At 56.3% G+C, this 11,987-nt stretch carries 9 protein-coding genes; 7 read left to right on the forward strand and 2 right to left on the reverse strand.

The window, feature by feature from the left end; all coding sequences use genetic code 11:
• The first annotated feature begins 13 nt into the window (after window positions 1-13).
• The gene (locus GZH47_RS17000) at window positions 14-1,636 is read left to right on the forward strand and encodes a thiamine pyrophosphate-binding protein (protein ID WP_162641822.1); all 1,623 of its coding nucleotides are present in this window, start codon (window positions 14-16) and stop codon (window positions 1,634-1,636) included.
• 12 nt (window positions 1,637-1,648) lie between these two features.
• The gene (locus GZH47_RS17005) at window positions 1,649-2,050 is read left to right on the forward strand and encodes a carboxymuconolactone decarboxylase family protein (protein WP_162641825.1); all 402 of its coding nucleotides are present in this window, start codon (window positions 1,649-1,651) and stop codon (window positions 2,048-2,050) included.
• A 167-nt stretch (window positions 2,051-2,217) separates the two neighbouring features.
• Here the strand turns inward: GZH47_RS17005 and GZH47_RS17010 are convergent, their stop codons facing one another.
• Window positions 2,218-3,279 carry a YheC/YheD family endospore coat-associated protein gene (locus tag GZH47_RS17010; protein WP_162641827.1) on the reverse strand — a complete coding sequence of 354 codons (1,062 nt, stop codon included), beginning with the start codon at window positions 3,277-3,279 and terminating at the stop codon, window positions 2,218-2,220.
• A 199-nt stretch (window positions 3,280-3,478) separates the two neighbouring features.
• Between GZH47_RS17010 and GZH47_RS17015 the strand changes: the two genes are divergently transcribed.
• From GZH47_RS17015 to GZH47_RS17030, 4 genes are all read left to right on the forward strand, one after another.
• Window positions 3,479-4,480 (forward strand): exosporium glycoprotein BclB-related protein, encoded by a 1,002-nt coding sequence (locus tag GZH47_RS17015; protein WP_162641830.1) that lies wholly within the window; start codon window positions 3,479-3,481, stop codon window positions 4,478-4,480.
• 433 nt (window positions 4,481-4,913) lie between these two features.
• Window positions 4,914-5,885, forward strand: coding sequence for an ABC transporter permease (locus tag GZH47_RS17020; protein ID WP_162641833.1), 972 nt, complete (start codon window positions 4,914-4,916; stop codon window positions 5,883-5,885).
• A gap of 18 nt (window positions 5,886-5,903) precedes the next feature.
• Window positions 5,904-6,812 carry a carbohydrate ABC transporter permease gene (locus tag GZH47_RS17025; protein WP_162641836.1) on the forward strand — a complete coding sequence of 303 codons (909 nt, stop codon included), beginning with the start codon at window positions 5,904-5,906 and terminating at the stop codon, window positions 6,810-6,812.
• Between the two features lie 49 nt (window positions 6,813-6,861).
• A complete protein-coding gene (locus tag GZH47_RS17030) occupies window positions 6,862-8,478 on the forward strand; it encodes a type 2 periplasmic-binding domain-containing protein (protein WP_162641840.1) in 1,617 nt (538 codons plus the stop codon).
• A gap of 69 nt (window positions 8,479-8,547) precedes the next feature.
• On the opposite strand, the gene GZH47_RS17035 is transcribed toward GZH47_RS17030, so the two are convergent.
• Entirely contained in the window at window positions 8,548-10,851 is a 2,304-nt protein-coding gene (locus tag GZH47_RS17035) for a helix-turn-helix domain-containing protein (RefSeq protein WP_162641844.1), read from the reverse strand.
• A gap of 108 nt (window positions 10,852-10,959) precedes the next feature.
• Between GZH47_RS17035 and GZH47_RS17040 the strand changes: the two genes are divergently transcribed.
• Window positions 10,960-11,985: a carbohydrate-binding family 9-like protein gene (locus tag GZH47_RS17040; protein WP_162641847.1), complete on the forward strand. Its 1,026-nt coding sequence runs from the start codon at window positions 10,960-10,962 to the stop codon at window positions 11,983-11,985.
• The last annotated feature ends 2 nt before the right edge of the window (window positions 11,986-11,987 follow it).

Below are 11,987 nucleotides of genomic sequence, written 5' to 3' on the forward strand. Positions count from 1 at the left end.
GGGATTACGCGCAATGCCGACAGTAAGCAATGTTCTTGTTAAGCATTTGTCCCAGTGGGGAGTAACCCACGCGTTCGGAATTCCAGGAAAGCCCATCACGCCTCTTATACTTGAAATGGATCATGCGGGGATTACTTTCGTGCTCAGCAAACACGAGGAAGGAGCCGGCCTGGAGGCAGCGGGCTATTCCCTTGTGCGGGAAGGCCTCGGCGTCGCCGTCGGCACGGCCGGTCCGGGCGGCATCAATATGCTGACCGCGGCAGGACAGGCGCTCTTCACGAATTTGCCCGTGTTATTCATTACCGGCTCCCCTCCGATCGGAGAAATCGGTAAAGTGCTTGGCCAGGACAGCACGATGTTCGGGACGGACCTTGTCAAAATGTTCGAGCCCGTGACGAAATTCAGCGCCCGCGTGGATCGCGGCGACCTGCTCAGAGTATACCTGGAGCATGCGATGGACCGCGCGTTTACCGGCGTCCGTGGGCCTGTCCATCTGTGCATACCTCATGATGTCCTGTCGGAACAAATCGCGGATTTCGATCTGCCGCTTCCTGATGCCTATCCGTCGACCATCGCATCGAACCTGGATATGGCGGCATCGCTGCTCGCCGATGCGAAGCGCCCGCTGCTGTTTCTCGGAGGAGCGCTGCATGCGCAGCATGCCTACCGCGAAGTCGAGGCTTTCGCCAAGAAGTGGTCGCTGCCCGTGGCGACGACGCCTGGAGGCAAAGGGGTGTTCCGTACGGATCACCCGCTGCATCTCGGCCCGTATGGATTGGGCGGAAATGCCCGCACGGAGGCGTATCTGAACAAAGGCGTCGATCTGATGATCGTCGTCGGGAGCCAGCTAAGCGACTTGGAGATTCCGGGGCTTTCCCCATCGATGTATCCGAAGCATGTCATCCACTTCGATCACGATTCGCGGTTTATCGGACGGGCATTGCCCGTGCCGACGACGCCGGTGCTTGGGAACATTCGCGCGAATTTGCAGGCGATGCTGAAATTTGCCGACATTCACGTCCCGCCGCGGGAGCTGCCCGCAGCCGAAGAGGCGGATTATGAGCAAGAGCCCGGTCCTTATCTCCGCGGCAAGCAAGTGATGGAGGTGCTGCGCGAACAACTGCCTGCGGATACGCTCGTTTACGGCGACGCCGGCAGTCACTCGTTCTACGCGATCAAGCATTTCGATATCCAGGTGCCGGGTACGTTTTATTTCGAAGAAGTCTACGCCACCATGGGAAGGGCGATCGGCTACGCGGTCGGCGCGAAGTTCGGAGCGCCCGAACGAACCGTTGCCTGTCTGACCGGCGACGGCTGCATGTTCATGAACGGCACGGAAGTGTCGACGGCGGCGAATTACGATGCGCCCGTTCTCTTCCTGGTCGCGAACAACTCGAGCATCGATATGGTCGACAAAGGGATGGCGCGGCATTTGGGCAAAGCGGTCGGGACAACGTACAAGGTGCCGCTGGATGCGGCCAAGTTCGGGGAAGCGCTCGGCGCCAAGGGGTATCGCTGCGAGACGACGGATGAATTGCGGTCGGCGCTCGCGGACGCGCTGCAATCGAATCGAACCTGCGTCATCGATATCATCATGGATCCGCAAGAAATACCCCCGACCATGAAGCGGGGATAAGGAGGTAACGGCATGGAACCGAATCAAACCAATCAAGAGCGTTATGAAGCAGGCATTAAGACGCTGCAGACCATGGTCGGCGATCATGGCGTGCAAATGATCCAGCAAATCGGCGAGTTTTTCCCCGATTTCGGGCACACGTTAATCTCCTTCGGCTTCGGCGATCTGTACTCGCGAGATACGCTCACCTTGAAGGAGCGCGAGATCATAACGATTACTTCGCTGATTACGCAAGGTGCGATGGAGCAGCTGCCGTTCCATGTCCATGCCGCGCTCAATGTCGGCATGCAACCGCAGGAAGTGCTTGAGATCGTGCTGCACTGCGGCGGATATGCCGGATTTCCGAAGGCATGCGGCGCGTTGGACGTGGTACGGAAAGTGTTCCAGGAACGCGGTATTCTTCAGGCCGTCTAATGAACGGGGAAAACAACAAGCCTTGTTATGAGCCGCGTTGAACCGCCGCTTTGATTCAATTTGAGCGTTTCGGGCTGTTTGGCTGGCCTCATTCGTTGATCGTTAATATGCTCGGCCGTCTCTACCGGCGGCGTGGATCCCCGTCTCTCCCTATGGAGAGGCGGGGATTATTTGTGCTGCGGAACGCCGTCCTCCAGGCTGGAGAGATAGGCGGCATACTCCATCGGCCGCCGATAGATGCGCTGCTCGAAAGCGATGCCCTTCAGATCGCTATAGACGCTCTTATGGGGCTTGCCGTTCAGCTCGATGATCCAGAGCTTCTTGCGGGTATCGACAATGAAATCGACGCTGAGCTCGCCGAGCAGGCCCAGCTGCGTTTCGGCTGCCTGCGCGGCGCCGCGGCTTGCGGCTTCCAGTGTCCGCGCGCTCTCCCCGATCTCGCCCGGCTCGAAGATGACGGGCAGGATCTCGGCCGCATCCGCAACGGCTTCGCAGACGGCGGTGTTGAAGAAGCGACGGTGCGCGAAACGGGTGACGATGTTGGTGATCGCCCATTCGCCCTTGCCGTTCTTCTGCATGAGCACCCGGATGTCGAAATGCCGCTGGCTCAGCAGATGGCTGCGAATGCCTTGCTGGATCAGGAACCGCTGCTCGCCCAGATGCTTATCCAGCAGCGTTTGCAATTCCTCGGTGCCCGCGCAGATATAAGTCGCCGAAAGACTGTGCATCGCCACATGAATCTCGCCATTCTCCTTCCATTCGATGCGATAGACGAATTTGCCCATGGAGCCGTGCAGCGGCTTGATGAACATCAGGCGATACCGTTTCAGCAGCGCGGGCAGTGCCTCTCTGTTGTACAAGAAAGTATCCGGCACATAAGGGGCGACGACGGACGGCTTCAGGAAGTTGTACAGGTACCATTTATTGAAGAAATTGATGACATTGAAGCATTTATTCTTCCCGATGGCTTCCTCCAAGCGCTGGACGGTGGCCGTTTTCTTATTGAAGCAGCGATTGTAGACGACGCGCGGGAAAGGGAAGGCACGCTGCTTCCAGCCGTCTTTATAACGGCTTAATCCGATGATCCGCCGTTCGCTCCATATCATATCGTCCGGACAGAAGGCGTACAGCCGAATATTCGGAGCGCAGTAGCGTTGGTACAGGCGTAAAGTTCGTTCTCTGCTGCTTCTTGTCGAAACCATGATCGCAATTAGTGTGAGGTTCTCCATTCGTGTCACTCCCTGGCAGACAATCCTCTACCATCTAATGCGATTGCTGCAAATCGGCATGGGACAACTGGCCTGCTAGGACACAAAATCAGCAGATGTTCCGGATGAGACGCCTATTTTTGACAGCGGACCGATAAGGTGTTCTGAGATTATGGAAATGTTTGTATGCTAACATGAGGCTAAATGAGGAGGAGTGCAGATGGGGAAATTTCCAGGACCTCCAGGACCTCCGGGACCCCCTGGGCCACCGGGACCGCGCGGGGCGACAGGACCGGCAGGTGATCCGGGGGCAAACGGGTTAAGAGGGGCGACCGGCGCAACCGGAGCTGCGGGAGCGGCAGGTCTGATAGGAGCAACGGGCGCAACGGGTTCTACGGGAGCGGCGGGAACTGCGGGAGCGGCAGGTGCGACGGGAGCAACCGGAGCAACCGGAAGTACGGGAACAGCCGGGACGGCAGGAGCGGTCGGCGCAACAGGTGCAACAGGCGCAACGGGTGCAACGGGCTTCACGGGCACGGCAGGATTAGCTGGCGCGACGGGGACGACGGGGACGACGGGCGCGACAGGCACAGGCGCAACAGGCACGACCGGTGCGACCGGCGCAACTGGTGCAACAGGCGCAACGGGCGCGACGGGGATAACAGGAACGACAGGAGAAACCGGGGCGACGGGTATACCGGGATCGGGTGCCATCATTCCGTTCGCGTCGGGCATACCGGCCGTATTAACGACGATTCTTGGCGGACTGGTCGGTACGACAAGCCTTGTAGGATTCGGCAACTCGATTGCAGGGGTAGCTCTTGCAGGCACGACTATCGATTTGACCGGGGCCGCAGGCACCTTGTTGAACTTTGCCTTCTCCGTGCCGAGAGACGGGACGATTACATCCGTGGCTGCGTATTTCAGCACGACGCTGGCGCTCTCGCTTATCGGGTCGACTGTAACGATCACGGCACAGTTATACAGCTCGACGACGCCGAATAACATCTTCTCTCCGGTAGCGGGTACCGAGGTCACCTTGGCGCCGGCGCTTACCGGAGTCATCGCCATTGGCGACATCTCCAACGGGATCGTTACCGGATTAGCGATTCCGGTAACGGCGGAGACGCGTCTGCTGATGGTATTCTCCGCCACGGCCGCAGGCGTTACCTTGATCAACACTGTCGCGGGTTATGCGAGCGCGGGAGTGGCCATCAATTAATCGGCTACCCCGCTTGATCAACCGGTTTTCACAGTGAATCATTTAGACTCGCAGAGGTGCAGCGATGCCCTTTGCGGGTCTTTTTGGCCTGCATGGAAGCGGCACGGCGTAACGGTCCCGGATAGGGGAGCCGACATCGGACAAGCCAAGCGCGACAAGGATTGTAACCCGCTTGGTCATTATTGATCTCATGGCTTAAATCGGCTGATTCCGGTCAAGAACGACACATTGTCCGCTTGTCAGGGCCGCTTGTCAATTGCTCGCCGGGCCTGTTGTTATGCGCTTTCAGGGCAAGCGCAAAACGACATATTTACGCAGCTTTAACACTTCCGCTATCGTAATGGATGTAAGCGTTAGCACGGCCGGTGTATCGCAACGGCGGCGGCTGGTAAATGATAACCAAATCAGGAAGAGTTATGAAAGGAGAGATCCTATGCAGGATACAAGAACGGCGATTGCCGGCGGCTCGGCGTTGACAACGAAACGGACGTCGAAGCGTACGAGACGTACATGGAAAGGAATTATCCAGAACTGGGAGCTGTACCTTTTTATCGCTCCGGCGCTGATTTACTTCCTTGTCTTTTGTTACGGTCCGATGTACGGCATTCAAATCGCATTTAAAAACTTCATCCCGACGAAAGGGATTACGGGAAGCCCGTGGGTAGGCTTTGACCACTTCGTGCGCTTCTTTCATTCCTATTACTTCTGGGACCTCTTATGGAACACGCTCAGCATTAGCTTATATTCCTTAGCTGTCGGTTTTCCGATCCCAATCATTCTGGCGCTCGCCTTCAATGAGGTTCGGAACGGCTTCTTCAAGAAAATGGCGCAAACGGTTACGTACGCGCCGCACTTCATCTCGATGGTCGTTATGGCGGGCATGATCATAACCTTCGTGTCCCCGTCGACCGGGATACTTACGCATATCATCGAAGGACTTGGCTTCCAATCGCCCGATTTCCTTACCGATCCGCGCTGGTTTAAGACCATGTACGTATTCTCGGACGTGTGGCAGAGCGCCGGATGGGGCACGATTATCTATTTGGCGGCATTGTCGGCCGTAGATCCCGGGCTTCATGAAGCCGCTATTATCGACGGCGCTTCGAGGTTCCAGCGCGTCCGTCATATCAACATTCCGACGATTGTCCCTACAATGATGATCCTGCTCATCCTGAGCATCGGCAACCTGCTTGGCGTTGGCTTCGAGAAGATCCTGCTGCTTCAAAACCCGCTCAATATGACTTCCTCGGACGTCATCTCGACATTCGTTTACCGGTCGGGACTCGTGAGCGCCCAGTACAGTTTCTCGACGGCAATCGGTTTGTTCAACTCCGTGGTCAATGCGGTGCTGCTCATCGTCGTCAATCAGATCGTTCGCCGCGCGAGCGATAACAGTTTGTGGTAGTGAGGGGGAGGATTCTGCATGCTAGCAGGCGTTAAAGAAAGCGGACGGGACAAAGTATTCTTGATTTGCAATTATATCTACGTATTTCTGGCGTTTATCGTCGTATTTTATCCGCTCGTCTATATGCTCAGCGCATCGATCAGCGATCCTAAGATGGTCGGGTCCGGCGAGATGTGGCTGTGGCCGAGGGGCATTACGTTCGACGGCTACAAAAGGGTCTTCGAGAATGCGAACATTTGGATCGGCTATAAGAACACGATTATCTACACCGTTCTCGGAACGGCGATTAACTTGGCGGTGACACTGCCCGCAGCCTATGCGCTGAGCCGCAAAGATTTCGTCGGCCGCAACCTCTTCATGGGGTTGTTCATGGTCACGATGTTCTTCGGCGGCGGACTTGTACCCACCTACCTGCTGGTGAAGAAGCTTCACCTGATCAACACGATGTGGGCGATCTTCCTGCCGTCGGCGGCATCCATCTGGAACATTATCGTCGCCCGCACCTTCTTCCAGAGCACGCTTCCGAAGGAATTGCAGGAGGCCGCTCAGATCGACGGCTGCACGAACCTGCGGTTGTTCATGAAGATCATCCTGCCGCTGTCGATGCCGATTATCGCGGTCATGGCTTTGTTCTACGGGGTCGGCAACTGGAACAACTACTTCTCGGCGATGATTTATTTGAACGATGCGGCGAAATACCCGCTGCAGCTGGTACTGCGTCAAATTCTCGTGCTGCAGGATATGGCCGCTCAGGGCGGCGGAGCGATCGATTCCTCCACGGCTTCCGCGATGAACAACAAGGCGGAAATCGCCGCGCTCGTCAAATATGCCGTTATCATCGTGGCGACGGTTCCCGTAATTGCGATTTATCCGTTCTTGCAGCGCTATTTCGTTCAGGGTGTTATGATCGGTTCAGTCAAAGGCTGATTCGTTCTTGCCATAATCGTGCACCAAGTAAAAATAGGGAGTTGTTGTCATGAAAAAGATTCGCAAGGCATCATTGATTCTCCTCAGTCTCACGGCATCCGCAGTGCTGCTTCAAGCCTGCGGTTCCAATGCGGAAGACGGTAGCAACGGCGCGGCAAACGCCGGCTCGAACGCGAATGCCAGCGATGGGGGCGTAAAGAAAGAAGGCTTCCCGATCGTGGACAAGCCGCTGACGCTCAAGCTGATGTCGCAGGACGTCGGCGTTGCGGACTGGAGCAAGATGCCGGTCATGCAAGAGATGGAGAAATTGTCCGGCATCCATATGGAATACCAGAATGCGCCGGTGGACAGCTTCGTGACGAAGAAGAACCTCGTGTTCGCGAGCGGCGATCTGCCGGATATCTTCTACGCGGCGGAACTGACGCCTGCCGAGCAAGTAACCTACGGAACGCAAGGCGTGCTCGTGCCGCTGGAGAAGTACATCGATGAGGGCTACGCGCCGAACATCAAGAAAATCTTCGATGAGCATCCGGACATCCGCAAGTCGTTCACGACGCCGGACGGCCATATGTATGCCCTGCCGAACATCGATCTGTCCGCCGTATGGTACCGCGGTCCGATGTGGTACAACGGCAAATTCCTGAAGGCGCTGAACGCGACGGAGCCGAAGACGACCGATGAGCTGTACGCGTACCTGAAACGCGTCAAAACCGAAGATCCGAACGGCAATGGCAAAGCAGACGAAATTCCGCTGACTTCCGTCAAGCTGGACGATCTGCGCATGTACTTCCTCGGCTTCTGGGGCATCTACAACGAGGTGTACTATGCCGACAAGGATGGCAAAGTTCACTACACGCCGCAAGAAGAGGGCTATAAAGGCTATCTGACGTTCTTGAACAAACTGTGGAAAGAGGATCTGCTGGACCACGAGACGTTCTCGCAAACGGACGATCAGAAGACGGCCAAAGGCAAGAACAACCAAGTCGCATTGTTCAACAACTGGTTCCCGTACTTCATGCTGGGCGGCGAGCCAAGCGGCGACAACCCGCTGATGACGCCGGTAAGCAGCGAAATTCCTGGCTCCCCGGTATACGGCAAGCATCCGGGTCTTTCCTCGAATGGCGCTTTCGCCATCTCCAGCTCGAATCCGAATCCGGAAGCGTCGATGCGCTGGATCGATTACCAATACGGCTACGAAGGCGCAACGCTGTTCTCGCAAGGTCCGGAGAACACGCTGTGGAAATACACGAATAAAGAAACGCATGAGAAAGAATGGCTGCCGGTTGAAGGCGACCGCGAAGAAGCACGCGGCAAGCTGACGCCGAACTATGGCATTCCGTCCCCGGGCATGGCTTCGGCCGAGCTGACCAAGGGCCTGAAGAGCGACTTCGACGCATGGCTGGACAAAGAAAACGCCGAGAAGCTCCTTCCGATCGCGAAAGCGCCGTTCCCGAATGTGTACCTGACGAACGACCAACAGACGGAAGCAACGACGCTGCTGTCCGACCTGAGCACGTACGTTACTCAGATGGAAGCCAAATTCGTAACGGGACAAGAGCCGCTTGCGAACTGGGATAAATACGTAGCGCAACTCAAAAAAATGGGCAGCGACAAAATCGTCGAGCTTTACCAAAGCGCGTACGACACTTGGAACGCAAGCAAATAATCCCATTACATGATGAAAAAGCAAATAGCCAACCGTTCCCGGCCGCTTGACCGGGGGTTGGCTATTGCTCTATTCTTCCTCGATTTCGGACAATTGCCTTGCTTGTTCGTTCTCCGAGAATAGCTTGCGATACTGTCCCGGCGTATAGCCGGTTTCTTTTTTGAACTTGCGAGTGAAGTTAGGCGTATCTTGGTAGCCGACGCGAAGAATGATGTCCTTCAGCGGGTCGCTTGTCGTCCGCAGCTGCAGGATGACCGTCTCGAGCCGCTTCTGCCAGATGTACTGAATGAAATTCTGTCCGATCTTCTCTTTGAAGGAACGGCTGACATGCGATGGCGAGACGCTGAATGCGAAGGCGACGGACTCGAGGCTCAGCGAGTGATCCGTGTACCGCTCGTCGATGTAGGCCGCGATGCGATCCATCAAGGACTGTTCTTCCTTCCGGTTGTTCTGCTCCACTTGATTGCAGATGCGGGAGGCCAGCGTCAGGAAGGTGCGTTCCAGCTCGTCCAGGGAATTCCCGTAGATCGCGGCGGGGGTTATATCCTGAACGACGCTGTGGATGCCGAGCTCGGATGCGGTTTTCAGCATCGTATTCAATAGATCGAAGCAAATGCAGCGCGTGAGCAGCGCGGAAACGTGCGTCGCATGCAGGTTCAGAAACGCCGAACTGATAATTTGAACGGCGATGTCGTAGTTGCCCTGCTTCAAGCTCTGGGAGAGCTTCATCAAGGTGTTGTTCGGAATCCAATCCTCTTGATTCGGCGCATCGGAGAGCTTCTCGAAATAAGTGACGGCACCGGGTTCGGCCGATGAGCGGAGCTCGTAGGCCGAACAGGCCTCGATGAAGGACTGGTTCAGCTGGTCCGGGCTCTCGTAGCAAGTGCCGACGCCGATCATCGGGATATCGTCCATGACGTCCTGTAACCGGCTTCGAATGGCTTCGATGATATCGTGGACGCGGTTGAACGTTTCTGCTTGGCCATCTTCCGGATTGAAGCTGACGATAAGTCCCAGCTGATCCAGCTGCGGAAGCTCGACGCCGTATCCGATCGCTTGCAGTTCAGGAAACTCGATCTGATTCAGCAGCTTGACCAAATCCCGCCACTCGTGCCCGTCGTTCGATGCACCGCTGCCGCTGCTCGATCCGATGACAGCGACGAAATGGTTCGAACGGTCGAAGCGCAGATCGAACGCTTGCTGCAGCTCGGGCGGCAGGCTTTGGACATTGCCGTACTTCAGCAGCATCGACAAGAAATGATTGCGGGCGAAGGGCTCCTGCAGATCGATGCGCGAGCTGTATTCTTGCAGCGCGGAACGTATCCGGTCAAGCTCGTTGCCGCGCCCCGCGGCCGCGTCCTGCAGGCGTTGCTCGCCCGACTTGGAAGCGGCGAAGTCCACCAGCATCGAGATAGGCTGGTACTGCATTCTGGCGAGCACGAGCGCGATGGCCGCTCCGACAAGAACGATGATGCTGAACAGCAGGATGATGAAGCTGCGCACATGCAGCACGCTGCTGAAGAATTGCGCGCTCGGCATCGCCGTCACGTACGTCCAGCCGTTATTGTCCGATTTGACGGAGACGACGGAATGCGCCTTGCCGTTGATGGTCTGTTCGTGGATGCCGGGCTCAAGACGGATCAGCGATTTCGCCGCCGTGCTGGACATTGCTTCTCCATGGCGGTTATCGACAAGGACATGGCCTTCGTTATCGAGAATATAAGTAAGGCCTTGATAGTTTCCGAGTATGGAATCGATCAGGCTGGTAAGCTCGGCTTCCCGAATCAGATACATGACCGTGCCATGCGGCGTCGGATTGTTCGGCGTGATCGGAATCAGGTAGGCCAGCATGCTCTCGGCGAAATTCGAAGATTTCGTCAACGTATCGGCAGGCCGCATCGTCGGAAATTTGACCGTATTCAGATCCTGGAACAGCTTGTCCGTCGGCCAGTTTCCGAAGTTGAATACATTGGCGAAGACGTCTAGATTGTAGAGGCCTTTACTGGAATAGATTTTCTCGTCCTTATGAAAATAGAGAAAAATCTCGCCGATCATCGAACTGGTCGACTTGTACTGATCCAAGCCTTGAATCGCTTCGCCGCTGTAGATCGGATCATGAACGCGGTAAGGCGTAAGCCGGTTATCGTAGGAGATGCGGGACGCGATCTCGTTCAGTTCCTTGATCCGGCCGTCGACGATGACCTTGGCCTGCGTCAGCTGATTCAGCCGGGATTGCTCGATTTCGGACCGCAGGTTGCTGACGGCGTTGTTGTAGATGAAGATCGTCATCAGTATTAAGGGGATTAGCAAGATAAACATATAGGACCAGATGTATTTCAAGAATAGCTTTGATTTAAAGTAGTTCTTCGTCAATCATGCTGCCTCCTGTGCGTCCTGTCGTTGATAGTCTTACCAATCATATCAATATTTTATTTCTTTGCACATAGCGAAGGAAGGCAAACCGAAACGGAGGATAAGTATATGAACAGAGGCGGAGTGCCGGAACCAAACATCGTCTACGCGCCCGAACGCTATCTGTGCCAGCGCGCGCAGGGACCGCTCGTGCTGGACGGCCGTGTCGATAAGCCGTTCTGGGCGGCCGCGGAATGGACGGGGGAGTTCGTCGATATCGAGGGCGATCTTCGTCCGAAGCCGGCCAAGCAGACGCGGGTGAAAATGCTGTGGGACGACGAGTATTTCTATTTCGCGGCGGAGCTGATCGAGGATCAGATCTGGGCAACGTTGACGGAGCGCGATTCGGTCATCTTCTACGACAACGACTTCGAGATCTTCATCGATCCCGACGGCGATAGCCATAACTACTACGAGTTCGAGATCAACGCGCTGAATACGGTATGGGACCTGCTGCTGGTCAAGCCTTACCGGGACGGCGGACCGCCGGTGAACGGCTGGGATATCGCAGGCTTGAAGACCGCCGTGCATATCGACGGCGAGCTGAACAACCCTGCCGCGGCCAACCGCAAGTGGAGTCTCGAAGCGGCCATGCCGTGGGCGAGCTTGCGGGAATGCGCGGCGGAGGGACGGCCGCCGGCAGCAGGCGAGTTCTGGCGCGTCAATTTCTCGCGCGTCGAGTGGCAGGCCGAGGTGCACGAGGGACAGTACCGCAAAGTGATCAATCCGGAGACGGGCAAGCCGTTTCCCGAAGATAATTGGGTATGGTCGCCGATGGGCATCGTCAACATGCACTATCCGGAGCTGTGGGGTTATGTCGTATTCGCGGATGGGAGCGGGGCGCCGTCGGCGTTCGAGCTGCCGGCGGACGAGCGGATCAAATGGGACCTGCGCCGCCTCTATTACCGCGAACGCAATTATTTCGAAGCGCATGGCAAATTCACGAACGACGCGAAGCTGCTGATGGGCGAGGATTCGTGGATCATCGAGCCCGTCATCGAGACGACCAGCGGCTTGTTTCAAATTAAAGCGCCGTCCGCGGATGGACAAGCAGTCATTTGCATCCGCGAAGACGGGAAGCTATGGAGGGAATAAAC

The sequence above is a fragment of the Paenibacillus rhizovicinus genome (assembly GCF_010365285.1).
GTDB lineage: Bacteria > Bacillota > Bacilli > Paenibacillales > Paenibacillaceae > Paenibacillus_Z > Paenibacillus_Z rhizovicinus.